Genomic DNA, 26404 nt, shown 5'->3' on the forward strand with positions numbered 1-26404 from the left:
CAATCACTCCGCGGATTCTGCCGGTTCGGAGGATTCGGCATCGTCGGCCGGCGCTGCGGCGGACTCTGTCTCAGCGGTCTCGGACGCATCGTCCGTATCGGCCGCCTCGGCTTCATCTGATGCTTCGGCCTCAGCCTCATCGGACTCGCCGTTCTCCGTCTCGGCGACACTTTCCGCCGTCTCCACGCCCTCGACAGGCTCCTCGGAGGACACAGCATCCTCGGACTGCTCAGCGTCGGCCGACGTATCTTCGCCCTCGTCGGATGCTTCGTCGCCATCGGCCTCGTCGGCCTCATCATCATCCACGTCATCGGATTCGTAGTCCGATTCCGGTTCCAGATCCGGCGCGTACTCCGCCTCGGCCGGGTCGATGCCCAGCTTCTCGAGCACTTCGGAATCGTCGGTCAGTCCGTCGAGGTCGTGGTCGATTACCACATCGTCGCTGTTCTCGTCGATGTCCTCGTCGGCGAACTGGTCCTCGAGACGGTCCAGCAGGTCATCGAGCTTGGCGGCCTCATCGAGACGGCCAGCCTGCTCGAGGAAGTTCTGCTCGGCCTGCACCGCACGCATGCGGTACTCGCCCGGCAGTCCCTGGGAGCGGCCCACGGTGTGCGCCACCTGAATGGCCTTGTCCCACATCTCCAGATCGCCCAGCGCACCGGCGTAGACCAGGAACATCTCGGCCTTCGGCGCGCCGACCAGCGCCTTGCCCTCATCGGACAGGGCCAGTTCCACGGCCTTCTTCGGATTGCCCACACCACGCTCGCAGTCGGCGATGAACGGCAGGTAATCCGGGTAGCCGTTCATGCGGTATGCGGTGCGGAACTCGCGCAGGGCGAGCTTGTAGTTGCCCTGACGGTAGGCCACGAAGGCCAGCGTCTCACGGGCGAAGTCGATGCGGGAGGCCTGACGAGCCACCCACTTGGCGTGAGCGAGCGCGCCCTCGGGGTCGCTCTCCTCCAGCGAATAGGCGGCCAGAATATGCAGGCCGATGTTCTCCGCGTGCTCCTTGGACAGGCCGCGCAGACGCTCGCGCTCGTCGGTGGACAGCATGCGCCACTCCATGCCCTTGGGCATCTTCGGCTCATCGGGGCGACGGGCGGTGTACGGGTTCTGCGAAGGGAAGCTCATGGTGCCGTCCGAGTTGCGGCGCGGCTTGTTCATGTACTCGGAGCGCTTCTGCTCGCGGTACTCGCGCTTCTCCTCCGGGCTGAACTCGCGGTATCCCTCATCACGACGGTTGTCGCGGCGGTCATTGCGATGATCGTCACGGCGGTCGAAGCGGCGGTTGTCGTCGCGACGCTGGTAGCGCGGGTTCTCGCCGGCCTCGCGGCGCGGCTTGAATCCGTCACCGTCCTCGTTGCGACGCGGCTTGAAGCCCTCGCCATCCTCACGGCGGCGCGGACGGAAGCCACCGTCATGGCGGCGGTCGCCACCGCGGAATCCGCCACGGTCGTTGCCGCGATAACCGCCACGGTCACCGCCCTGACGCGGACCCTTATGGAAGTCACGGTGGAAGTCACGACGCTCCTCGCCGCCTTCACCGTGCTCGCGATCGTCGCGATCGCGGCGGAAGTCACGGTCGCCGTCCTTGCGGAAGCCACCCTTATGGAAGTCCTTGCGGAAGCCACCGGAACGGCCGCCGTTGCCGCGGAAGCCGCCACGGTCACCGCCCTGACGCGGACCCTTATGGAAGTCACGGCGCTCACCGGACTCGCCCTCGCCGTCATTGTCGCGGCGGAAGTCACGGTCACCGTCACGGCGGAAGCCGTCCTTGCGGAAACCACCCTTATGGAAGTCCTTGCGGAAGCCACCGGACTTGCCATACGGCTTGTCGCCATACGACTTGCGGTAACCGCCGGAACGGCCACCCTCACCTTCGCCCTCGCGACGCGGCTTGAAGCCCTCGCCGTCGTTCTCGCGCCGCGGACGGAAGCCCTCACCATCGCGATGGCCACCGAAACCGCCCTTGCGGAAGCCGCCGGACTTGCCGTACGGCTTATCACCGTACGACTTGCGGTAACCGCCGGAACGGCCACCCTCGCCCTCACCTTCACGGCGCGGCTTGAAGCCCTTGCCGCCGCGGTTGGACGGGCGACGGTCGCCATAGGACCTATGGCCGCCGTAGGACTTGCCGGAATGCTCGTTGCCTTCTGCCATTGTTCATGTGCCTTTCTGATACGAAGTCCATTGCTTCGAATGACGTGTCATCTTTCGGAAAAAGGGCGGCCGACCATCGTGGCGCCGCCCTTCGATCACCTCCGGCGGGTTCCACCGAAGGAAACGGTTGCGGTCAGCGGCTTTCGACCGCGCCAAGCGCCTTCTTGCCGCGGCGGATCAGCGCGAAGCGTCCGGCGAGGAAGTCCCCTTCACCAAGCACCTGCTCCTCGTCCTCCACACGGTTGTTGTTGAGGTAGACACCGCCGGACTTGATGGCTCGACGGGCCTCGGACGCGGACTTGAACAGTCCCGCGGCCTGGGCGGCGTCGATCACACGGTCGCCGGGCACGGCGGACGGGAACGCATGCTCGCCGTTCTCGTCCACGATCTTGAAGCCGTCCAGCACGGATTCGAGCGTATCCTCGTCGATGTCCTCGAGGTTGCCGCCACGGCCGAACAGCGCGGAGGAGGCGTCGATGGCGGCCTGGGTGGCGGCCTCGCCATGCACGAAGCTGGTGACCTCCCATGCGAGCGTCTTCTGCGCCTCGCGGGCGCCCGGATTGGTCTTGGACTCCTCGACCAGACGCTCGATCTCCGCCTTTGGCAGGAAGGTGAAGGCCTTCAGCAGGCTCTCCATCTCCACGTCCGGACGGTTGATCCAGAACTGGTAGAACTTGTACGGCGAAAGCATGGTGCCGTCGAGCCAGACGGCGTTGCCTTCCGACTTGCCGAACTTCTTACCGTTCGCATCCGTGATGATCGGGCTGGTGAACACGTTGACGTCCACGCCGCGCACCTTGTGGATGAGGTCGAGGCCCGAGGTGAGGTTGCCCCACTGGTCGGAGCCGCCGAGCTCAAGCGTGCAGTGGTACTCGTCATACAGGTGGAGGAAATCGTTGCCCTGCAGCACCTGGTAGCTGAACTCGGTGAAGGAGATGCCCTCCTCCGAGTTGAGGCGACGGGCCACCGTGTCCTTGGCGAGCATGGTGCCCAGACGGAAGTTCTTGCCGACGTCGCGCAGGAAGTCGATCACGGTCATCTGCGCGGTCCAATCGTAATTGGACACGAAACGCACCGGATTGTCGCCGTCGGTGGCCAGGATGCCGCCGATCTGGCGCTTGAGACGGTCGGCCCAGCCGGCCACCACGTCCTTCGGGTTGAGCGTGCGCTCACCGGACTGACGCGGGTCGCCGATCAGACCGGTGGCACCGCCCACCAGAGCGATCGGATGATGACCCGCAAGCTGCAGGTGGCGCATGTTGATGAGCTGCACCAGATTGCCGATGTGCAGGGAGGCGGCGGTGGGGTCGAAACCGCAATAATAGGTGATCGGCTCGTCGTTCAGTGCGTGTGCGAGTCGATCGCGGTCCGTGGACTGCGAGATCAACCCGCGCCATTCCAGTTCATCGAGCAGGGTATCGAATCCTGCCTCTTTGAAGTCGATGACGTGAGCCATAACTGGTCGCTCTCCCTATCGAATTGTGTGATTGGACATGCTCTACTCCATTTTCAAGCGTCTCCAAGTCTCGCAGAACGCGGCGACAGTATGCGGACCATAGGGGTCGCCCGGCGAGCGGGCCGGAGATCAGACCGGCGGGCGGCAGCCGAGCGCCCCGATTGGCACGGCGATGGCACGGCGATGGCGCGTCAGCCACACGGCGGTCACCGTCCGCGGTACAGCTTCTCCATTGTCTCGCGCAGCTGCTGCAGCGTCTCGTTGTATCGGGTGGTCTTCAGGCGCGGGAACGAGGCGATCATACGGCGCTGCTGGTGGTTGAACACGGCATCGGCGGTGTCCTTGATGCGCAGCATGAACTCGGCCGACATCTCCTTGCCGTTCTGCCACGACTCGCCGACCCGCTGGCTCATCTGTCCCACGGCCTGTCCCACGGAACCGGACATGCCGCCGAGCTTTCCGGAGGCGCCATCGATCACGCTGGCGGCCATATCGGAGGCGACGCCGGACGCCTTGCCGGTGGCACCGGCGACCAGGTCCGTGGCGCCGGACACCGCGTCCTCCACCTTCTCGCGCATCGCCCCGCCGTACTTGGACACGGCCGACCTGAACCGTTCGAGGCTCTGCTCGAAGTCCACGATGCCCACCACGGTGACCACCGTGTCGAAGACGGTCAGCAGCACCAGCACCGCGACCAGCACATGCACCACCTGCGCCGGAATCATGTTGGTGACCCGCTCCACCGGAGGCTGGACCACATCGACGATCACCACGCCGCCAAGGCCGAAGACCACCGCGCCCAACAGGCATATGCGCCCGTTGAGATTGAACCGGAAATGCGAATAATCCCACCAGCGCGCGTGGAACAGCCGTTCCATGGCCCAGGAGGTGGCGTATTCGAGTATCGAGGCGCCGACCATCGCGACGAGGAACACCACCAGCGGATGCTTCACATTGCCGAGCACCACGATGCCGGCCACCGCCCCGGTGCCGTAAATCGGACAGAGCGGCCCGTTGAGAAAACCACGGTTGACAAGACGGCGCTCCTGGCAGGAGACGAGAATCGACTCGTAGACCCAGCCGGCGAAGCTGTACAGGATGAACCACAGGAACAGGTGTTCCAGTACCAGCATCATGAACGGGCTCCGGTCCCGGCGGAGTGTCTGCACGTCTGTCCGGTCAGCGGTCCGTGGCCGGGGATATGCGCCAGGCAATCCCGTGGAGGCAGCGCCTTCTTGTGGAACCGGCCGAGGGAGAGGGTCTCGCGTGTGGCGGACAGCTTGTCCGCCAACGTCACCAGATATCCCTCGATGTACCGGGGCGGCACCGGGGTCATCGGGAACATGTGCTTCTCGATGCTGTCGCGCTCGATGTCGTTGAGCGTGAAGTCTTTCAGCGCATTGACGAGGGCGGCATGACCGTGGGTGAAGCCATGCCAGCGGTGCTCACCGTTGTCCCAGTCGTGCCAGTCATACAGGAAATAGTCATGGAGCAGGGCCGCCCGGATGAGCGAGCGCAGATCCACGCGATGCCACAGATGCGCACGATCGGCCATCCAGACGGCCAGACACGCCACACGCACGGAATGGGCGAAGGTGGTCACGTTGCCGTGCTGGTAGCAGAGGCGTTCGATCTCCATATGACTATGCTCGATGACTTCGCGGCCGTGTCTGGCGACCAGTCGTTGAATCTGCGTACGGGTGAGCAGATGTCCCACGGTTTGAGTCCTCCCCATCGGAATCAAGGATCTTGTGCGGCGGCCGTGCAGGGCCGTCGCGGCGGGCCGGGGTCCCGTGGCGATGTGCGGTCGGGCGCCGGCGTTTCGTGACCGATTGTATGGCAGGACCTTGCCCACCCGCCCTCATACTCCGGGATGAGATGAGCGAAGACGTCGGCGGGCGCCGCAACAGGGCGGCTCACGCGGATGGGCTCACACGAACAGGCTCATATCGCTGGTCTCGCCGGAGCCGAGGAACGTGCTGACACCGCCAAGTTCCACGCCGTCGATCAGCTCCTCCTTGCGGATGCCCATGATGTCCATGGACATCTGGCAGGCCACCAGCCGCACGCCATGCTCCTTGGCCTGGCGCATGAGCTCCTCAAGGGATGCCACGTTCTTGGACTTCATGATCCAACGGATCATCACGGCACCGAGGCCGCCCATGTTCATGCGGCTCAGACCGAGTTTGCGGGTGCCGCGCGGCATCATGAAGCCGAACATGCGCTCGATGAGGTTCTTGTTCGTGCGTACACGCTTGGGGCGGCGCAGGATGTTGAGCCCCCAGAACGTGAAGAAGATAGTGACCTTGCGTCCCATCGCCGCGGCGCCGTTGGCCATGATGAACACGGCGATGGTCTTGTCCAAATCGCCGCTGAACACCACAAAGGTCTTGTCATGGAGCACGTCGCCGCCGGCGTCAGTGGGTGCCGCTGCCGCAGCCGCGCTCGGGTTCGCGCCGAGAGGCCGCCCTGCAGGCCGTGCCGGGGCGGCCGTTTTTTCAAGCTCGACGTGGATGATGCCCTCGTCGTCCCGGCGAAGATCGATGAGACGGTTGCCGGTGCGTTCGGCCCATACGGCGATGTCCGAGCAGAAGGCGTCCTCGGTGGCCTCGGCCTTCAGGCGGGTGCCGACCGGCTGGTCGCGCAGGGCATCGGCCACGGCCACAATCGGTCCGGGGCATTTGAGTCCCTTGGCATCCACATGCAGCAGCTGCGGCGTTGCGGTTCCGCTCGATGCGGTGCCGTCGCCTGTTTTGGCCTTGGATGAGACGGGCGCGGTCAACGTGACCGGTGCGACGGGCGGCATGACCGGCGCGGAACCGGAAGCGGCCGCATGCGACGACGAGCCGGAGCCGGACTGCCCCTCGGACTGCCCCTTCTCGGACGGATTGCTCTCGGCCCGAGCATCCCCGGACTCCCCGGCGGCGGCTTCCCGCAACGCCTCATACCCGCCATCGAGATTGACGGCATCGTATCCGCGATCGGCCAGAATCTCGCACACCTGCGTGCTCCAGTCGCCCACCCGGCAGAAGACGACCACCGGCTTGGATTTCGGAATGTCGCTCAGCGCATCGCCGATGTGTCCGATGTTCTCGAACGGGATGTTGATCGCTCCGGCGATCGGGTGCACCAGCACTTCATCCGGCGCGCGCAAATCCAAGAACGTGACCGAGGATGTGTCAAGATGTGCGAATTCATTCGCGTCGATGTGCCGGTAGTCGTCGGCATCATGATCGTGCTTCAAGGTGATGGTCATGGTTTTCCCCTTCCAAAAATGGCCGTTCCCGATGGCCGTGCGGACGAGCCTACGCGGTCGTCCTGTTCGATGGTTCAGATGGCGCGGTTCAGATGGCGCAGACCGGCTGGACGTAGTTGGCCGGCTCGAGTGTGGTGATGGTCGGGTGATCACCGCATACCGGGCAGTCCGGCACATGCGTGGGCAGCGGCACACGGCGGATGTTCATTGTCAACGCGTCGACGGTGAGCATGCGGCCCACCAGCGGCTCCCCCACGCCGACGATGAGTTTGGCGGCTTCGGTGGCCTCAAGGCTGCCGATCACGCCGACCACCGCGCCAAGCACGCCGGCCTCCTTGCAGGTCGGGATCTCGCCCGCCGCTGGCATATCACGGAAGATGCACCGGTAGCACGGTCCCTCGCCGGGCACCACGTCCATCACCTGACCGGCGAATCCGACCACGCCGGCGTGGATGAACGGCTTGCCGGCCAGCACGCAGGCGTCGTTGATGAGGAATTTGGCCGCGAAGTTGTCGGTGGCGTCAATCACCAAGTCATACGGTTCGATCAGCGCGGCGATGTTGTGGGCGTCCACCAGTTCATGGTGGGTCTCGATCGTCACGTCCGGGTTGAGCGCGCGGATGGCCGCCGCGGCTGATTCCACCTTGGGGGTGCCGACCGCGGCGGTGGTGTGGATGATCTGACGCTGGAGATTACTCAGATCGACCACATCGCCGTCCACGAGTCCGATGCGTCCCACGCCCGCTGCCGCCAGGTACAGGGCTGCTGGCGAGCCGAGTCCGCCCGCTCCGATGATGAGCACGCTGGCGGCAAGCAGCCGCTTCTGCCCTTTTACGCCCACACCCTTCAGGATGAGGTGACGGGAGTACCGTTCAAGCTGTTCATCCGATAATGCCATGTTGTCTCCAAATCCCGGCTCCCCAAGCAAGGAAGCCGCAGCGACGAGCCCCCGTTCCCCTCAAGCGAGAGAACCGCAACGCCAGCCCCACACTTCCCAGTCCCCTTAAGCGAGGGGAAACCGCAACGCCAGCCCCCACTCGCCTCCCCTTACCTGAGATAATCGCGACGTCATTTTTTCCTCCCCCACTCGGCTCCCCTCCCTGAGGGGAGCTGGCCGCGAAGCGGACTGAGGGGAGCCGGCCGCTGCAGGCGGACTGAGGTGAGCCATCGCCAGCCCGCGGTGAGCCATCCCAAATATCAATACAAATTTCAGTGCAGATACCCGGTGGTCGGGCTGGACGGCACAGCCTGGCCTTCGGTCACCTTACCGAGACCGGACAAGTAGGCTGCGCGGCCGGCGTTGATGGCGTTCTTGAACGCCTCGGCCATCAGCGGGATGTTGCCCGCGGAGGCCACGGCGGTGTATGCCATGACGGCGTCCGCGCCCATCTCCATCGCATCGCAGGCCTGGCTCGGTCGGCCGATGCCGGCGTCGATGATCACCGGCACATGCGCGTTGGCGATGATGATCTCGATGAAGTCACGCATGCGCAGGCCCATGTTGGAGCCGATGAGCGAGCCGAGCGGCATGACCGCTGCCGCGCCGGCCTCCTCGAGCTGACGTGCGGCGATAGGGTCCGGGAACATGTACGGCATGACCACGAATCCTTCCTTGGCCAGCATTTCGGTGGCGCGGATGGTTTCGGCGTTGTCTGGCAGCAGATATTTGGTCTCGTGCTCGATCTCCACCTTGACGAAATCGGTGTGGCACACCTCGCGTGCGAGACGGGCGATGCGCACGGCCTCTTCGGCGTTGCGCGCGCCGGAGGTGTTCGGCAGCAGCGTGATGCCTTCGGGAATGTAATCGAGCACGCTGTTCTCGGTGGTCTGCGCACGGCGCAGCGCCATGGTGACGATCTGCGTGCCGGCGTGTTCGACGGTGGCCTTGATGAGGTTCAGGTCATAGCGACCGGAACCCAGAATGAAACGCGACTGGAACTCATGGCCGCCGAGGTTCAGCGGCTTGTCCTCGACCGGCAGCATGGGAGCGGCCGTGCCCACCGGATTGACGACCTTCGGCTGCGGCGGCAACGGCGTAGCCTCGACGGATTCCTCAGTGACCGGATTGATGTTGCTCATGATTGGTTTCCTTTCCTTACATCCGTTCCGGATTCATCCACCTTGGACGAATTGAACAATCTCCATGACGCACTGGTCGTCCAGCATGACGTCCGCACGCCGCTCACGCGGGATGATCTCGCCGTTGAGTTCGATGGCCACCCGTTCGGCACGGAATCCGTGCGCTTCGAGGTAGTCGGCCACGCTGACCGGTGCGTCAAGCGTGACCTGCTCGCCGTTGACCTGCATAATCCCTCCGAATACTAAAAAAGGGTGCACGAAACGAACCGTACCCTAAGTGGTGCGCCCATTCATGAACCCAGTCATGCGACCGTATGTCCGATATGCGCTGCGCCCGTCTCTCGCCTTCGTCTTCACGAATCCCGCGATAATCAGACCCGCGCCTATCAGCCCTACGGCTTGGTTATAGTGCTCCACGAGCGGCCTGCCGCAACGCTGCGAGTCCTTGGAAGCTTCGACTGCATCCCCTGACAAATCCAAACGACGATTCCTTACGGCGGCATGACCCGCGTCAAGTTCCCCGGTCGAAGCTTCACGCTTCCTCTCAGCCTTGCGGCTCCCGTTCGTACTGCGCTCCAGTGTAGATGTCCACGATGACAACCGGCTGTGCGGCACGAAAAACGGCTCCCTCACGGAGAGGGAGCCGACTGGATTTAAGTCCGTCCGAGAGGCAGCGAGCACGCAAAGAGCCCCGGGAAAGTCCGGAACTTCGGGAACCCGATGGCCTTGGCAGGCCTGCGGTTTGCGCAAACCCTCGCGAGCCCTAACGAGCTCCAACGAACCTTGGCGAACCTTAGAACGTGCCGGGCACCTTGTAAGCGGAACCATCCGAGGACGAGTCCGCGAAGACCTTGAGCTCCTCCGCCTCGGCCTTGGCATCGACGATCTGCTCGCGCACACGGCCGTAGGCGGTGCCGCCCTTGCCGTTGCGAGAGTTGACCGAACCGTGGCTCGACAGCACCTCGCGCACACCCGGGGCCTTGTCGGCGGGCAGGAACGAGGCGAACGTCTCGATGAAGTCCTCGTCCGTCAGGTCCCACAGTTCCTGACCGCGGCCTTCGGCGAGCTTGACGCACGCGCCGGACAGTTCGTGGGCGTGGCGGAACGGCACCCCGTTCTTGACCAGCCATTCGGCGATGTCGGTGGCGAGCGCGAATCCGGTCGGAGCTTCGGCCTCAAGACGGTCGGCGTCAAAGTGCATGGTACGGACCATGCCGGTGAAGGCGGGCAGCAGCACCTCGAGCGTGTCGACCTGATCGAACACGGCCTCCTTGTCCTCCTGCAGATCGCGGGCGTAGGCGGTGGGCAGGCCCTTGAGCGTGGTCATGAGGCCGGTCAGGTCTCCGATGAGACGGCCGGACTTGCCGCGCGCCAGCTCGGCGATGTCCGGGTTCTTCTTCTGCGGCATGATCGAGGAGCCAGTGGAGTAGGCGTCGTCCAGCTTGACGAAGGCGAACTCCTGCGTGTTCCAGATGATGATCTCCTCCGAGAGACGGGAGATGTCCACGCCGGTCATGGCGGCGATGAACGCGAATTCGGCCACCAGATCACGGGAGGCGGTGCCGTCGATGGAGTTGTCGGTCACACGGGAGAATCCGAGCTCACGGGCCACGGCCTCCGGGTCGAGTCCCAGCGTGTTGCCGGCGAGCGCGCCGGAGCCATACGGGGAGGCGTTGATGCGCTTGTCCCAGTCGATGAGGCGCTGCACGTCGCGGATGAGCGGCCATGCGTGGGCCATGAGCTGATGGGCGAGCAGCACGGGCTGGGCGTGCTGCATGTGGGTGCGGCCCGGCATCACGGTGTGGCCGGCCTTCTCGGCCTGTTCGATGAGGGCGTTGACGAGATCGAGCAGCAGCCCGGCGATCGCGCGGGAGTGACGGCGCAGCCACATGCGGATCAGGCAGGCGATCTGGTCGTTGCGGGAACGGCCGGCCCTGAGCTTGCCGCCGAGCTCGTCGCCGGCGATGTCGATGAGGCCGCGTTCGAGCGCGGTGGCCTCGTCCTCATCGTCCTCGATGGGGGCGAAGGAACCGTCGTCCACCCGGCGCTGCAGGGTGTCGAGCGCGTCCTCCATGCGCTTGAGCTCGTCGTCGGTCAGGAGGCCTGCGCGGCCGAGTGCGCGGGCGTGGGCGCGGGAGCCGGCGATGTCGTCGTCCGCCAGGCGCCAGTCGAACTGCGTGGACTTGGACAGGCGGGCCAGCTCGGACGAGGGGCCGGACGTGAATCGGCCGCCCCACAGGGCGAGGTGTTCGGACTGCTGGTTGGATTCGGTCATGCGTTACTCCTTCGCGTTCCTGCGCGTCATGCGATATCCCGGAAAATGCGCGTGCGTGCATGAGCTGCATCGCGTGCATTCATGCGGTTTGCGACTGTCTGTCAGACTATCAGCGTTGGGCTACATCGCGCGGCGTATCGTCCGATTCCTCCCCGCCTTTCGCGATCCGCATCTTTTCAAGCGTTTCATCGACATCGAATCCACCTCCCAATACGAAACGCCTCAGCAGGTTTCGCACTGTCCGATTCACTTTGGGCTGTGAAATGATCACACCCATCCATGCCTCCAGCGTGGATTTCGATAGCCTTTTGTCGATGGAGTCGTACAAGGCATCAAGCCGACCAAATTCATTGATGTTCGTCTCAGTGATGCGTTGACCCGTAAACTCTTCCACCAAAGAGCGCTTAACCCCGAAGTAGTCCACGAGCTTGCTTACCTGCTCATCCTCTTCACGCCGCGCATAACGGGTGATGTATTCACGCAATGTCATACCGTCCTCGACGGTCACATCACCGCGTTCCACGTCATGCAGGAACAGTTCCGCGAGTCGTTGTTCGTCGGCCGAAAGCGTCGCGAACGAACGATGCAACTGCTCCGTTGCCTGTGCCAATTCTGGGCTGTCTTCACGCAACGCTTTGAGCCATTTGGTGAAGTTGGCATTCATGTAATCCGTGTCAATCAACCCGGTATCGATGGCGGTCAGATACCCGTCCAGCTCATACGGAGCTTCGTCGTCATCCTTGCCGTCACCCGGCGCGTTGCCTCCTTCCGACTTGTCACCGAAGAGCTCCTTGTATCGTTGTGCCAGTATCAGATATGTGCGTTGGTCAAGCTCCGGCCGCACGTTCACCGATTCGCCATTCTCATCCGTAAACTCGAATGATTCTTTGTTCCAGTCGAATCCTTGTACTTTCGCCGCTTCCAGGAATTGATTGAGCTCCACGAATTCCTTGGCGAACTTGCGCTTGGATTCCACCGACTCAGGCAGCTGCCTCAGGTCCGATTGCCCTGAATCGTTGAACACGCTTAGAATCTCCCGGTAACGCGCGTCCATGGAGGCCACGTTCTGCGGCAGTTTTTGCACGAACAGATCGAGTGGACGGTCACCGGAATAAAGCTTGACCGCGCGCGCGATGTTGTCGCGCATGGTATGAGGCTTTCGGAAATAGCGGATGGTGCCGAACGGCTTATCCGGTCCGAACAGACGGTTTGTACGGCTGAACGCCTGAATAATGCTTTCGTTTTCAATTACCTTATCGAGGTAAAGCGTGTTCACCCATTTCGAGTCGAAGCCGGTAAGCATCTGGTCGACCACGATGAGCAAGTCGAGCCGCTGGCCCCGATTTGCGTCGATGTTGCCGTAGGGCGCCTTATGGGCCAGACGCGAAGAGATGTCCTTCTTCATGGCCGGCCATGTGGGAATGGTGAATTCCTTGCCGTATGCCGCGTTGTAATCGCTGATGATTTCAACGAGCGCATCCTCTTTGATCGTGGACCCGGATGTGTTGTCCACGTTCGGATCGAAAAGTGCAGTTACGCGCAGATTCGGCGCTTGTTCCTTAAGCAGACGGTAGTAGCTGATGGCTTCTGGAATGGAGCTTGTGGCAAGCATCGCATGGAATTTGTTCGCGTGGCTGAGTACCGGGAATTGGTCGAGGATATCCGCAACCACCATGTGCTCGTGTTCGCTGCCGATGCCGTATTGGCCATGAGGTAGCAGGTCTTCGATGCCGAGTACTCGCTGCCCATTTTCGCTGGTGACCGCACCCATCGGGACTTCGGCTTTGTCCATATAATGCTCGTAGACCTCGGCCTTATTGGGATCGCTAAGAGCCTCCTCCACGCTGCGGGCTTGCGCTTTGTCCAATGCCACAATGCGCCGCACATCAGCATCCTTGTAAGTGGTGACCATGGTCGGATCGAAACCGAGCACATTACGATCGCGGATGCCGTCAGCGATGCTGTACCGATGCAAACATTCGCCGAAAACCATGGATGTAGTGGATTTCTTCTTCTGGTTTTCATCCAGAATCGGCGTGCCGGTGAATCCGAAGTACAGAGCGTTCGGGAAGGATCGCCGGATGTCCTGCAGCATGTCTCCGAAGGTGGAGCGATGGCATTCGTCGACGATGAAGACGATGCGCTTGTTTGCCATATTGTCCAATTCGGCTTGGGTAACTCCGCCTTCACCAAGCTTGATGTTGCTCATTTTCTGGATGGAGGTGACGATAAGCGTGTCCTTGGGGTCCGCACTGGCAAGACGATGTCGCAGCACGCCGGTGTTCTCGGTGCCCTGTACATCATCCTCATTGTCCGCGAAACTGCGGTATTCCTTCAGTGATTGGGTCCCCAGTTCAATGCGGTCCATAAGGAACACAACTTTGTCGGCATTCTTGGAATCGGCGATGAGCTGTGCCGATTTGAAGCTGGTCATGGTTTTCCCGGAACCGGTGGTGTGCCACACGTATCCGCCGGGGCGACCGGGTAAGGCCGTCCGTTGTTCCCAATCACATTTGCGTACCCGGTCGGAGATGGCGTTGGCGGCAATGTACTGGTAGCTGCGAAGTACTTTCAGACATCCGTCCGAGGAATCAGCAATGGTGTAGAACCCGATGAGCTGATGAGCCATGGGGATGGAGAGCAGTCCAGCCGTACCTGACATGCCTCCGATGAATTGCTTCCATTCGTCGGCTCCAAGATTGCCACCGCCGCAAATAGGCTCATTGTTGTAGTCCGCCCAGTGGAAATAGTAGCTGGGATTGAATTTGTCCACGTCCGGATTGGCGAAGTACACGGCATCGTCCGGTGTCATGGCCACAAAGATCTGCACGAGACGGAAAATACCGGTGAACACGCCTTCGTGCGAGTATTTCTCAATCTGCCCAGTGGCCTGGCTTACCGGTATGCCGCTGCGTTTGAGCTCGATGTGGATGAGCGGCATGCCGTTGATAAGCAAGGTGAGATCGCCACGACGCGAGTTGAGTATTGAATTCTTGGCGGGATACACCGGCTGCTGTGCGATTTGGTAGACGCTGTCGCCAACTGCGATCTCCCGCCGATCGTAGATTTTGAGGCTGACTTCCTTGCCGAAGTGCGCGATGTCGTCCTTGTTGTCGCGTGTGATGGCCACGGTTTTGCCGTTGATGAACGAATTGAGCGCCATAGGCGTGCGCAAGGATTCGATCTGCTCGAGAATCTGCGCCATCTCGCCATCCGTCAACTGGTATTTGCCGAGGCGATCTTGGCCACAATTGTTGCGATACAGGATGCCTTTCCAGTTCTCGATCAAATCCTTTTCGGTCGGATAGCGCAGCACACCGTCTGTCCAACCGTGCTGTTTGAGCACTGAAATGACGTTCTCCTCGAATTCCGATTCCTTGTCGAAGATCATCTCGCTCCTCCCTGAACTTCCCAGTGACCGGTTTTACGTGAACCGATACGTTTGAGTAGACCATCCGCAACTAGCGCGTCGACGTCCCTGCGCACAGTTGAGGATGACACACCCACGGCACGGGAAAGCTCGTCATACGTAATGTTCGGATTCGACCTGATGACGTCTAGCACTGTTGTCTGACGATCGTTTATCTGCTCACCGGATGCGTTTATCTGCTCATTTATCTGCTCATCAGCTACGTTTATCTGCTCACCGGATGCGTTTATCTGCTCATTTATCTGCTCATCAGCTACGTTTATCTGCTCATTATTTGTCACCGAAGCAAGTTCAAGCGTGAGCATCGTTCGCTCCGCCTCGCCGAATGCCTCCTCAATCCTCGGTTCAGGAAGCCCCGCCGCAGCCCACGTGGCAAAGACGTCCGGGATACCGGTGCCGGCCCGCTCCCCTACATCGATGAGCCCGAACATCCTCATGATGCCAGCATTGCGCGGATCGGACATGCCTCCCAAACGCATCTGCTCGACTCCTGTCCGGACATTCCCTGGATTCTCAAAGACGAGACGAGACAGTTCGCAACGCACCACCACACCGCGTACGCCATAGTAGTCGGCGTTGAACAGACAGTTCGCCAAGGCCTCACGAACCGCCTTGTGCATAGGGGTGTCGTCCACACGAAATATGCCGTCGAGCTTAAACGGCACCTTGAGCACCGACGTGAGTTTTCGACTCACCTGGAAGAAGAAGTCGAAAACATTACCGGACCATAAGCCATCCCCCGAATGCACCCGGTCGGTCCAACGTATTGATGGATCGAGCGACTCACGGTAATCAAGGAAATAGTTTGGGCATTCCCGGAGGATGTCATAGTCGTTGCCGAACATGAGCATGCCAGCAAGGGTGGGGTGCAACCTGCCATCCTCACGGCTGACGGCTGCAGCACCGATGGCCCGCAGGAACGACTCAGTTCCAAGAGGATTCCATGAGCTTTGCGCGTGCGCCGTCTGGAAACGCATGCGATAACCCCTGATGCTCTCGGCGTTGAGATCCGCTACGGAGAACTCGTCCAGCACCTTACTGTCCATGGTCTCAGATGATTGATCACGCACCATGGATACGATTTCGCTCCTCGTGCAGTGGTAGTCACCTTCGCCTCGTCTGCGATAGGTACCGTTGTACAGATCGTTGTTGATATGGACAGGCCGTTCCTCTCGAGGGGCGCGGGGAACATGGATGGCGACGACTACGCCTCCCTCGCCTTCGAGCAGTTCGACCTCGGATTCAATCGGCAACACAGCGCTCACCTTGGAGCGATTGCTCACCGTGTTCCAAAAATCCTGACGCAGGTGCTCAGCTTCAGGCCGGGTGAGTCCTACCGTCTCGAACATGCCATCGTCGCGTTCTTTGACACCGAGCAGGATGACCCCGCCGTAGGTGTTGGCGAAGGCGGAATACGTCTCCCACATGCTGCGAGGCAATCCACCTTTCGCGGCCTTCGCCTCAATCCGGTTGTTCTCTCGATACGAGGCGAGCCGCGCGATATCGAACGTATCCATTACCGCCTCCTTCACACAAACATCTCGTCAAGCAAGGATTTTTTGATGTTCTGCAGCAATTCCAACTTACGCTGATGAAGGGTGATGAGGGAGTCGAGGCGGGAGAAGAAGTTGCCGATCTTTTGCTGCTCTTCTTTATGGGGAACAACAAAACCGTACTCAAGCATAGACTTCACATTGAGAGTCTTGTTTCTTCCGGCACCACTCGGCGAGGCAAGCCAAAGATGATGTCTGAAGCGTCCGTCAAGAATGATGAACCTGAAGAAGTTCGGGGACATATCTTCATGGAATGAGAACTGGGGGAAACGGTGAGAGACCAACGCTACAGCATCATTCTCAGAGGTAATCGCAACTGCGTGTTCCCAGGCGAATACGATGTTGACCACAAGATTGTTGGGTGCAACCCTGCATAGCTCTTTTTCTTCGATTTGAGCCCCCGGATCGACATCGGTCAAAAATGTACCTTTTGCATGGCTACGGACGCCCATGCGCACATATCCATTTTGGGGAGTTGGAACTAGCTCCTTAAATTGATCAACAACCTCACCCAACTTACGCTGTTCCCAAGGGTCAGTAAAACCAGCAAAACGAATCTTCGGAACGGTCTCACCCTCCTGAGGGAACATTTGTTCGAGCATTGCCTTTTTGAAGACGACGAGCTTGTCATACTTACGCTGATGAAGGGTGATGAGGTCGTCGAGGCGGGAGAAGAACGAGCCGATGGCCTGCTGCTCAACAGTCGACAATGGAACTGATAACGTCGTTTCGAAGAAATCGTCGGGCGCAATATTGAGCAACCCATGATTCCTAGCCCCTTCGGCTGCAATCATTTGGACAGCTTTGTACCAGCGGTTGGTTTCGTAATATGTCACAAGATAATCCGGGTCAACATCAAGCAGCTCAAAGCATATGTATAACGTTGAGACACAGCCCTTCTTGTACTGGGTCAAACGCTTAATCGCACCCCATGGACTATCCACGGAAGTGCTCTTGTTATATGCAAATTCGCCTTTCCGGAGCAGATAGTAGCCGCTCATATCTTTGCTTGCCACTTGACTGTTGAAGAACAACCTCTGATCAATCAACCCGTATTGCGCGGAGATGGTCAATGGAAGATCAGACTCATTATCCGAATTCTTCCGAGTTATACGCTGGGCCAGCTCCCCCAACTTACGCTGTTCCCAAGGGTCAGTAAAACCAGCAAAACGAATCGAAGGTTTGTTCGACTGGTCAGCCATCATTCACCTCCCAGCAGGGTCTTGAGCTCCGCAATGCCGGCCATATCGAATTCGTCGCCGACCAGCTGATCGAGCATCGCGCTCAACTCGTTCTCTGCGGTCTTAATCTGTCCGCATACATCGGCATACGTGGTGGCGTATTTCTCATCCAGCGCAGTGACCTGAGCCACCAGCTCGTCGAGCACAGCGGTCGGCAGTTCTTCCAGCTTGCTTTGCAGTGGATCAATCCACTTGGCGACAAGCAAATCGGTAGCCTGGCTGTTATCAAGATGCTTGATAACCGTCACAGTCTTGTCTTCGAGCGCCGCGCGGTCATCCTTGATGGCTTTCTTGACTTTCCTCTCTTCATCAAGTAGATGATTCGCGGCAACCAACGTACGGTCGAACTCCGTCTGCGGATGCCGACCGATAACCTTCACCGCCTTCTTCAGTTCCGTCGAAACGAATGCGTCGCCTTCCTCATTGACTGCCTCGGAGTTCTTATCGTCCTCATCAATGCCGTCCAGCAGGTCGGTCAATTCCTGACCGATTTCGGACAGCCGGTGCTCTTGCGCCGCAATCGCAGCGAGATCAGCCGAAAGCATCCGCTGCTGCACCAAGTCGAATGGCAACAGGTGGCCGACCCATCCCTCCTGCACTTCGACGTCCTTGCCGCCCTTCTTTTTGACGACCATATTGGCATCGACTTGGAATACCGAAGAGAAGCCTTCAGATTGAATGACTTCAAGGTCACCGGCAATGGTCTGCCAAGCGTCGATGAACACCTGATATGCCGCGTAGGAATCCACCAGAGGCGTATCGGACAGTCTGCGGAACAGGTTATCAGCCAATTTCTCCTGCTCGGCAGCTATGGCCACCTGCTCGCACTTCCCCACCAGCTCACCGCGCAGGAAGTCCTGATAACCCGTGAAACCGGCCTTATAGCGTTCGATATATGCTTGCACTTCGGCGTTACCGTAAACAATGTCACGTACCGAACCGCCGGCGACGCGCGCAATATGATTGCTCTGCGCTTCAAACAACTGTGTCTTCAAGCTCGGGAATACATTCCAGAAACGCTGCAGTGTATCAAGCTCGTGCTTCGGCACGCCACCGAACATGGTGGCATACAAATCCCAGTTCTCAGCCGGTTCGGAGGAGTCCACGTACCGGGGAATGTTAAGGTTGTAGTCGTTCGCACGAATCTCGTCAAGACTCACCAGACGGCTGAACTTGTCGATGGTCTTCGAGCCCGTCACCGCGTCGACGATGCGCCGGATGTCGCAGGCGCGCAGTTTGTTGTTCTTGCCGTCCTTGGTGAAATGCTTGGATGCATCGACAATGAGCACATGATCATCGTCACGATGCTTGCGCAGCACCATGATGATGGTGGGAATACCGGTGCCGAAGAAGATGTTCGCCGGCAACCCGATGATGGCCTGAATATGGTGATGCTCCACAAGATTACGACGAATCTCGCCTTCTTCACCGCCACGGAACAGCACACCATGCGGCAGAACGATGGTCATGATGCCGTCGTCACGCAGATGATAGAGGTCATGCAGCAGAAAGGCGTAGTCGGCTTTGGACTTGGGGGCGATGCCATATTCGAAACGCAGGTCCTCCCCCGCCTCCGGCGGCTCCCAGTTCTGCGAATACGGCGGATTCGAAACCACGGAGTCCACGAACAGCGGCTCATAGGTTTCGTCCTTGGTCTCGTCGGTGTCAAACCACGGCCAATCGTCCTTCAATGTATCGCCGTTGCGAGCCACAATGTTGTCCGGCAAGATACCGCGCATCACCAGGTTCATGCGCGTGAGATTGTAGGTGTTCTCCTTGAGCTCCTGCGCATAGTACTTGATGTCATTCGGATTGCCGTTGCGACGGGCCACCGCCTGACCGATATGGATAAGCAACGAGCCGGAGCCGGACGTAGGATCGTAGATGGTGATTTCCTTGCGCCCCTGCAAATGCCATGCCACGATTTCACTCATGAGCTGAGAAACCTCGCTGGGCGTGTAGAATTCGCCGGCTTTCTTGCCTGCATTGGAGGCGAACTTGTCAATCAGGTACTCGTAGATGTAGCCGAGGGTGTCGTAGCCTTGGCGGCTGTCCATCGGAATGTCCTTGATAAGATAAATCAGGTCCCGAGCGGCCTTGGAACGGCCTTTCTCATCGGTTCCGAGCTTGGACAGGCCGGTCTGCAACGTGTCGAAAATGCCGGAAAACACTCGCTTGTGAGCCGGATTGATATTGCGCTCGAAGGCGGAGAGCGCCGTACGTACATCCGCGATTTCGAAATCGGAGCCTTTCGCGATCCATGTAGAGAACAGATTGTCGTATGCGATGAAGTAACCGCACAGATTACGCACGTCCTGCACGGTTTCCGCATCCTCCTCTGTGAGGTCAGGCAAATCCCCTTCGGTCCAATCATCCGCATACAGACGCGCCACGAGCGTTTCCGAAAGGAACTTGTAGAAGATGAAGCCGAGAATGTAGTCCTTGTACTCGTTGGCCTCGATCTTCGAACGCATCTTGTTGGCCGATTCCCAGATCTTGGAGGCGAGTTGCTGCTTATTCATTCATGTGCTCCTTGTTCCTGTACACTTCATCGAGCGTTTTGCCCTGATCGTTCACCCATTCGGTCCAACCGTTCTGGCTACCACCAAGAACGAACACGGCCGCCATGGATGGACTGGCGAAAGACACGTCATGGTCGAGCCTCACCTTGCCGTCACGATCCCCAAAGAGTTGCTCACGGGCGACGATCGCTCCCCGGTTCTTGATAATGTCGCGCCCTAGTTCCACCTCGGAACCGGCAAAGACGGTAAATCGTCCGGTTTCTTTATCGTATTTCCCTGTCGCCGCGATTCCGTTCTTTTTCGTATGAAATCCCTCACTCACATGTGCCGCGGATTCCGAACGATTAAGGTCATAGCCGAGAACCTTCATTCGGAACAGTATGCTCTTGTGCAATTCCTCCACGCGTTGTTCCTTATATGGGTTCACATGCGGACCGGGAAGAAACGTGTTGTCTGTCTCATACGAACCATTCCGTCGAACGAAGTCGATTGCCTTCGCTTCAAGGACATCCAACACATCCCTGTCAATATTGATGTCGCTGTCAAGAAACATAACGGCTTTGTTCCAAAACTCCTTCTTGGCCTTATGAGCCTCAAGGCGAGCGAGCCCCTGCGTGGTCTGCCCGACATATACGCGACTGAGCACGCCATGGTCCTCATCCAGCAGGTAATACACGCCCCGTTCCGGTACATCAGGAAGCCGCTTCGCTTCAGCCAACTTATCCCTTGGAACCACGACGGTAACCAGCGACTCGCCTTCCACGCGGCAAATGCGGATACCGTCTGGATCATTGTCGATAAGCTGCATGGTCATGGTCGTAAGACGAATCATCGTTCGCCGTCCTTGACCAGCTCGTTGATGATGCAGGTTCTCACGAATGCCGAAAAACTCATGCCCCGAAGCGCCGCGGCCTCTTTGGCAGAGTCTCGAAGATTCGCGGGAATGCGCATGGTGACGGGTACTGCATCTCCATCGACGAGGTAAGCCCGTATCTCCGTTTCGCCTGCACCGCCCTCTACGAGGTCAGAATATGACATTAACGCACCGCACTTTCAAACTGCAATATAAATGCATGCATTATACGTCTGCTTGGGAACAGCGTAAGTTGGGGGAGGTTGCTTCCTTTGGTGGCGGTCACACTCCTTCTATGGCGGATGCTGCGAACTATTTAGGTGGAAAGAATCTGTGGGTTACATCGCAAGACGTCAAACAGCATTATCTTGACAACACCACAACAATGATTTCCGAAAAAGGTGCTGCAGAACTGACGAGGTACCCTGTGGGCTCACTTGTCATGGTCACCAGAAGTGGAATACTACGGCATACGCTTCCTGTTGCCATGCTGCGAAAACCGGCGACCGTTAATCAGGACATCAAGGCCATACAGACTAATGTTTCATGTTCAGGTTCGTGGTTGTTGCAGTATTTCGTAGCGCATAACAAAAGCTTGCTTCTTGAGTACGGAAAGACCGGTACTACTGTTGAAAGTATTGATTTCAGTAAATTGAAATCAATGAATTTGCTGATGCCGTCAGCACGAGAGCAGCAGGCCATCGGCTCGTTCTTCTCCCGCCTCGACGACCTTATCACCCTTCATCAGCGTAAGCAACTCGCTATGGACCCAGGCTGGTCCGCTCTGCTTGATTGGCTAAATCATGGCATCCTACATCGGCGTAAGCACATGTCAGCCTGAAAAGGAGCACCATATGAATGGAACCAGTATCAATGGAGAAACACTGTTCTGTGAGTACTATACGCAATGGGTTAGCGTGTACAAGGAAGGCGCAATCCGCGATGTGACGATGAAGAAATATCGGCTCACGCAAGCCTGGCTCAGTAAACTTGCTCCAGACCTTACCTTAGCCGATTTCAATCGCGTGAATTATCAGCAAATCATCAACGGATATGCCGAACAGCATGAGCGCCAGACGACGATGGACTTCCATCATCAGTTGAAGGGCGCAATACTCGACGCCGTCGATGAGGGTCTTATCCAACGAGATCCAACGCGCAAAGTGGTCATTAAGGGCAAACAACCGAGAGCAAAGAAAACGAAATATCTCAACCAGTTCGAACTGCATGCGATGCTCGCTGATCTTTCGCTTGGTGCTGAACCGAGCTGGGATTGGCTGATTCTCTTGATAGCCAAGACTGGGTTGCGGTTTTCCGAAGCTCTGGGGTTGACGCCAGACGATTTTGACTTCGTACATCAGAACCTGTCGGTGAACAAAACTTGGGACTATAAAAACGGTGGCGGATTCGTTCCCACCAAGAACGCCTCCTCCGTGCGCAAGGTGCAACTGGACTGGCAGCTCATCATGCAACTATCTGCTCTACTTAAGAATCTTCCGGCAGATAAACCGATATTTGTGAACGGCAAAGTGTACAACTCCACAGCGAATGGCATTTTGGCAAAGCACTGCAAGAAGGTTGGAGTGCCGGTCATTTCGATACATGGACTTAGACACACGCATGCCTCGCTATTGCTCTTCGCCGGGGTCTCCATTGCAAGCGTGTCCAAACGACTCGGACATGCGAGCATGAACACCACCCAAGACACCTATCTTCATGTGATCCGTGAGCTTGAAAACAAGGACGTCGATATCGTGATGAGGGCGCTTTCCTCTCTCGTATGAATCAATCACAAGTGCTTACGCTGATGAAGGGTGATGAGGGAGTCGAGGCGGGAGAAGAACGAGCCGATGGCCTGCTGCTCGGTAAGCGATGGGAACATCAATGACATGCTGAGAAACGTATCTTCATGAATACGCTTTGCCTTACGACTGCCGTTTGCAATCATTCCATTGCGCAGATAGAAACTCTCCTGAGTAATTCTCTCCAACAAGAATTGTCCATCGACATCAGACATATCAAAGGCCGGAGAATCAAGCGTCGATTCATATCCGTCAAGTTCCATCGGGACAATGCCGAAAGCAGCATGAAGGAAATCTAACTTCCCATACATAAGTTGTCCAGCATGTCGAATGTAGTACTGGGTGTTTTCGCTCCCTCCGTATGAATCGCTTTTCTCGACGACACCTTTGCCCCAAAGTTTGACTGTCAACTTGTTAGCATCCGCCCCAGTATGACCGGCAATCCGGCTGACTGTAAGAGCCTCACCCAACTTACGCTGTTCCCAAGCGGATGCGAATTGCCATGTATCAGTAACACTGACAGTTCCCTTACCAACGTTGAGCAGACAATGACCCCTTCAAGATATCTCTTACCTATATCACCGCGACCACCAGCGAACCGATGCAAACCGCAATGAGGACCACAGACACGATGATCACCGACGGGCGGGCGAAGTTGACCGTCCATCCGACGCCGAAACGCTTGGGCACCATGACAGCGGGGTCGTCGCGATTGACGTAGAACACTCCCGCCACCCAGTAGCGGTCGTCATCATATGGCATCGACTTATCGCCATCGGTTGCAGCATCCTCGCCGCCACGACCCATAGTCACCGAACGGCGCTCCGCATATTCATGGGATCCGTTCTGCCCGTAATACAGGCCTATCACCAGTGCGCCCAACAGTGCCGCCACGGCGATGAACATGGCGAATACGCCAAACGTCCCCAGCGTGATCACCCCTATGTTAGACAGCTGTATGCCCATACCGATGCCACCGGCAGTCAGCAGTCCGATGACCAGCATGTAGATGCTCCACACGCGGGAGAACACGCCATATGCATACCCTGTGGCGGCGGGATGGTCCGGGTCGATAGGATGCTTGGCATAGATGATCGCCGCATGACCTGCCATCATGACCATGGCCAGCATCACCTGCGCAATCACCGGATACCAGATCAACATGGGACTCTTGTCCGCCCATCCATCGATCTGTCCGGCTGCATTCGCATGCATCGCCACCCGATCCGGCATACGGTCATAGCCAAGCACGCCGACCGCTATTGTGACGGCGATCGCTACAACATGCAGCGATTCCCAGGCGAGACCCAACGGCTCCGGATTATCCCGCTCCCCTATCAATGCGGAGTGACGCTCGCCGGTCGCGGTCCAGCCGCGCTCCTTCTTGAGCTCAAGCGTAAGACGCCGATACCTCTGCTGCGCGATAAACCCCATTGCCGCAATCACCAGCGAACTGATGAACAACGCCCAGAGTGCACCGGCCATGCCGAAATTACGCCAAATCATCGCATCGATAAGCAGGGCAATAATGCCACAACTCACTATATTGCACGCGTACATCGCTTTATATCCACGAATGCGTCTGTCCGTATGGGCGGACAACGGCACACTGACTCCGAACACCGCATGCCGGTCGGCGATCCATGGCACCATCGAAACACTGGCGGTCATCAATACCAGCAACAGAAAGAACAGCCCCAGCATGATGTTCGTCGCCACAGTCATCGTATTGATGTTATCCATCACAACACTCCTTTCAACTGTTGCATTTCCGATATGCGCGCCCGCACTGACGCTCTGCGGCATCAAGGAACCCCGCCGCGGCTCCGCCACGGGCCTTGTAGGCCAAAGCCAGACGATACAAGTCATCGTTCATCTGCTTGTCTTGCATTTCAGCCACCAGGTTCACCTCGCCTGAGCCATCACGCCAATCGGCGACAAGCGCGCCCGACCCGCGTCGCATCACGATGTAACCCTCATCCCTCAGCAACGCATAGGCCTTGTTCACCGTGTGCAGGTTGATACCCAGATCCACAGCCAGCGAACGGACCGAAGGCAGCTGGTCGCCCGGGACAAGTTCATCGTTGGCTATCGCAGCGATGATTTGGAGATGCAGTTGCTCATAGATCGGTACATCGCTTCGCTGGTCGACCTCGATAATCACAGCCTCTCCTCTCTCACACCAATCATACTATTTGTTCTATATCTTCTATAATAGTTTTGCGTATTTCCGTCATACCACGCGCCCCGGAGGCTATTTCTACCGAGAATCTGCATCAGAAATTCGATGGCGAATCCAACTACCCCTCAGTCCCGCCGGGACAGCTCCCCTGACAAGGGGAGCTAACGATACAATCAACGAACTTCGCACGCGACACACCAGAACTCGCTTACGCGGAAAGGCCACACGCCCATAACAAAAACTCCCCTCATTGCTGAGGAGAGTTCAATATGGCGTTGCGGCATGCAGATTGCCACATCGACTTGGAATCGGATTGAGTCGGAACCTACTCCACGGTGTTGGTTGGCACTTCGATGCCGTTGCCGAACTTGACGTCGCGGGCGGCGGCCACACGCGACGGCAGACCGTAGATGTCAATGAAGCCGTTGGAGGACTTCTGGTCGAAGGTGTCGCCGGAATCGTAGGTGGCGAGCTTGTAGTCGTACAGCGAGGAGTCGGAGCGACGGCCGGTGACGACCGCTCGACCACCGTGTAGAATCATGCGGATCTCGCCGGAGACGTACTTCTGGGTGTCTTCGATGAAAGCGTTGAGCGACTGGGTAGCCGGGGAGAACCACTGCGCATCGTAGACCAGCTCGCCCCAACGCTTGTCGATGTCACGCTTGATACGGTGCTGCTCACGCTCGAGGCAGCAGTTCTCGAGCTCCTGATGCGCGGTGATCAGGGCCACGGCACCCGGGGCCTCGTACAGCTCGCGGGACTTGATGCCCACCAGACGATCCTCGATGAGGTCGATGCGGCCGATGCCCTGGGCGCCGGCGCGACGGTTCATCTCCTCGATGGCCTGCAGCGGGGTGACGTCGCGGCCGTCGATCTTGACCGGGATGCCCTGCTTGAACTCGATGGTCACCTCGTCCTCGACCGGCGGGAAGGCCGGATCGTCGGTGTAGGAGTAGCAGTCCTTGGTCGGGCCGTTCCACGGATCCTCGAGGAAGCCGGTCTCGATGGCACGGCCCCACACGTTCTGATCGATGGAGTACGGGGACTTCTCGGTCTGGGTGATCGGCAGCTTGTGCTCCTTGGCGAACGCAATCTCCACGTCACGCGTGAGGGAGAGGTCGCGAATCGGGCTGATGGCCTTCAACGTCGGGTCGATGGAGGCGATGGACACCTCGAAGCGGACCTGATCGTTGCCCTTGCCGGTGCAGCCGTGGGAGATGGTGTCGGCACCGAACTGGTGGGCGGCGCGCACGAGGTGCTTGGAGATCAGCGGACGAGAGATGGCGGAGACCAGCGGGTAGACGCCCTCATACATGGCGTTGGCCTTCAGGGCCTTCATGCAGTACTCATTGGCGAACTCGTCACGGGCATCCACCACATAGGACTCCACGGCACCGCAGGCAAGCGCGCGCTGCTTGATGGTCTCGAGGCTTTCACCGCCCTGACCGACGTCGAGGGACACGGCAACGACATCCTTGCCGGTACGTTCCTTGAGATACGAGATGGCGACGGAGGTGTCGAGACCACCGGAATAGGCCAGAACAATGCGCTTGTTATCTGCCATGGATTCCCTTTCTGGAGTCAAAAAAACAAAC

21 protein-coding genes are annotated in these 26404 nt (G+C 58.7%); 2 read left to right on the top strand and 19 right to left on the bottom strand.

The window, feature by feature from the left end:
- Positions 1–3: 3 nt before the first annotated feature.
- The 15 genes from BMYO_RS12150 to BMYO_RS12440 form a co-directional block, all read right to left on the bottom strand.
- Positions 4–2160 carry a tetratricopeptide repeat protein gene (locus tag BMYO_RS12150; RefSeq protein WP_233428183.1) on the bottom strand — a complete coding sequence of 719 codons (2157 nt, stop codon included), beginning with the start codon at positions 2158–2160 and terminating at the stop codon, positions 4–6.
- A 133-nt stretch (positions 2161–2293) separates the two neighbouring features.
- Positions 2294–3616 (bottom strand): tyrosine--tRNA ligase, encoded by a 1323-nt coding sequence (gene tyrS, locus BMYO_RS06500; protein ID WP_094667682.1) that lies wholly within the window; start codon positions 3614–3616, stop codon positions 2294–2296.
- Between the two features lie 206 nt (positions 3617–3822).
- Positions 3823–4749: a putative ABC transporter permease gene (locus tag BMYO_RS12620; RefSeq protein ID WP_169834083.1), complete on the bottom strand. Its 927-nt coding sequence runs from the start codon at positions 4747–4749 to the stop codon at positions 3823–3825.
- A complete protein-coding gene (locus tag BMYO_RS06510) occupies positions 4749–5333 on the bottom strand; it encodes an HD domain-containing protein (protein ID WP_094667684.1) in 585 nt (194 codons plus the stop codon). Before BMYO_RS06510 ends, BMYO_RS12620 begins: the two co-directional genes overlap by 1 nt.
- Positions 5334–5546: 213 nt before the next feature.
- The gene (locus BMYO_RS06515; protein ID WP_094667685.1) at positions 5547–6872 is read right to left on the bottom strand and encodes a DsrE/DsrF/DrsH-like family protein; all 1326 of its coding nucleotides are present in this window, start codon (positions 6870–6872) and stop codon (positions 5547–5549) included.
- 88 nt (positions 6873–6960) lie between these two features.
- Positions 6961–7770: a thiazole biosynthesis adenylyltransferase ThiF gene (gene thiF / locus BMYO_RS06520; protein WP_094667686.1), complete on the bottom strand. Its 810-nt coding sequence runs from the start codon at positions 7768–7770 to the stop codon at positions 6961–6963.
- Positions 7771–8081: 311 nt separating this feature from the next.
- Complete coding sequence (locus tag BMYO_RS06525; protein ID WP_094667687.1) at positions 8082–8951, bottom strand: thiazole synthase; 870 nt, start codon at positions 8949–8951, stop codon at positions 8082–8084.
- Between the two features lie 33 nt (positions 8952–8984).
- Positions 8985–9179, bottom strand: a complete 195-nt coding sequence (thiS, locus tag BMYO_RS06530) for a sulfur carrier protein ThiS (RefSeq protein WP_094667688.1) — start codon at positions 9177–9179, stop codon at positions 8985–8987.
- A gap of 565 nt (positions 9180–9744) precedes the next feature.
- Positions 9745–11226 carry an argininosuccinate lyase gene (gene argH, locus BMYO_RS06540; RefSeq protein WP_094667690.1) on the bottom strand — a complete coding sequence of 494 codons (1482 nt, stop codon included), beginning with the start codon at positions 11224–11226 and terminating at the stop codon, positions 9745–9747.
- Between the two features lie 109 nt (positions 11227–11335).
- On the bottom strand, positions 11336–14617 hold the full coding sequence (locus tag BMYO_RS06545; RefSeq protein ID WP_094667691.1) for a type I restriction endonuclease subunit R: 3282 nt from the start codon (positions 14615–14617) through the stop codon (positions 11336–11338).
- Positions 14614–16173 carry an RNA-binding domain-containing protein gene (locus BMYO_RS06550; protein ID WP_094667692.1) on the bottom strand — a complete coding sequence of 520 codons (1560 nt, stop codon included), beginning with the start codon at positions 16171–16173 and terminating at the stop codon, positions 14614–14616. The genes BMYO_RS06545 and BMYO_RS06550 overlap by 4 nt, the downstream gene beginning before the upstream one ends.
- Before the next feature lie 11 nt (positions 16174–16184).
- On the bottom strand, positions 16185–17411 hold the full coding sequence (locus BMYO_RS06555; protein ID WP_094667743.1) for a restriction endonuclease subunit S: 1227 nt from the start codon (positions 17409–17411) through the stop codon (positions 16185–16187).
- Positions 17411–19972 (bottom strand): type I restriction-modification system subunit M, encoded by a 2562-nt coding sequence (locus tag BMYO_RS06560; RefSeq protein WP_094667693.1) that lies wholly within the window; start codon positions 19970–19972, stop codon positions 17411–17413. Before BMYO_RS06560 ends, BMYO_RS06555 begins: the two co-directional genes overlap by 1 nt.
- Positions 19965–20804 (bottom strand): GIY-YIG nuclease family protein, encoded by an 840-nt coding sequence (locus tag BMYO_RS06565; RefSeq protein WP_094667694.1) that lies wholly within the window; start codon positions 20802–20804, stop codon positions 19965–19967. The genes BMYO_RS06560 and BMYO_RS06565 overlap by 8 nt, the downstream gene beginning before the upstream one ends.
- The gene (locus BMYO_RS12440; RefSeq protein ID WP_094667695.1) at positions 20801–21010 is read right to left on the bottom strand and encodes a YlcI/YnfO family protein; all 210 of its coding nucleotides are present in this window, start codon (positions 21008–21010) and stop codon (positions 20801–20803) included. Before BMYO_RS12440 ends, BMYO_RS06565 begins: the two co-directional genes overlap by 4 nt.
- On the opposite strand from BMYO_RS12440, the gene BMYO_RS06575 reads away from it, so the two are divergent.
- Positions 21004–21666 carry a restriction endonuclease subunit S gene (locus BMYO_RS06575; RefSeq protein ID WP_094667696.1) on the top strand — a complete coding sequence of 221 codons (663 nt, stop codon included), beginning with the start codon at positions 21004–21006 and terminating at the stop codon, positions 21664–21666. The genes BMYO_RS12440 and BMYO_RS06575 overlap by 7 nt on opposite strands.
- A gap of 13 nt (positions 21667–21679) precedes the next feature.
- Positions 21680–22609: a site-specific integrase gene (locus BMYO_RS06580; RefSeq protein WP_094667697.1), complete on the top strand. Its 930-nt coding sequence runs from the start codon at positions 21680–21682 to the stop codon at positions 22607–22609.
- Between the two features lie 5 nt (positions 22610–22614).
- On the opposite strand, the gene BMYO_RS12155 is transcribed toward BMYO_RS06580, so the two are convergent.
- The 4 genes from BMYO_RS12155 to BMYO_RS06600 all read right to left on the bottom strand — a co-directional run bounded on the left by BMYO_RS12155 (position 22615) and on the right by BMYO_RS06600 (position 26373).
- Complete coding sequence (locus BMYO_RS12155) at positions 22615–23097, bottom strand: restriction endonuclease subunit S (RefSeq protein ID WP_233428184.1); 483 nt, start codon at positions 23095–23097, stop codon at positions 22615–22617.
- Positions 23098–23200: 103 nt separating this feature from the next.
- Complete coding sequence (locus BMYO_RS06590; protein ID WP_233428185.1) at positions 23201–24370, bottom strand: DUF1648 domain-containing protein; 1170 nt, start codon at positions 24368–24370, stop codon at positions 23201–23203.
- 13 nt (positions 24371–24383) lie between these two features.
- Positions 24384–24791, bottom strand: coding sequence for a GntR family transcriptional regulator (locus BMYO_RS06595; protein WP_094667699.1), 408 nt, complete (start codon positions 24789–24791; stop codon positions 24384–24386).
- A gap of 343 nt (positions 24792–25134) precedes the next feature.
- Positions 25135–26373: an argininosuccinate synthase gene (locus BMYO_RS06600; protein WP_094667700.1), complete on the bottom strand. Its 1239-nt coding sequence runs from the start codon at positions 26371–26373 to the stop codon at positions 25135–25137.
- Positions 26374–26404 lie beyond the last annotated feature (31 nt).

Source organism: Bifidobacterium myosotis (genome assembly GCF_002259745.1).
GTDB lineage: Bacteria > Actinomycetota > Actinomycetes > Actinomycetales > Bifidobacteriaceae > Bifidobacterium > Bifidobacterium myosotis.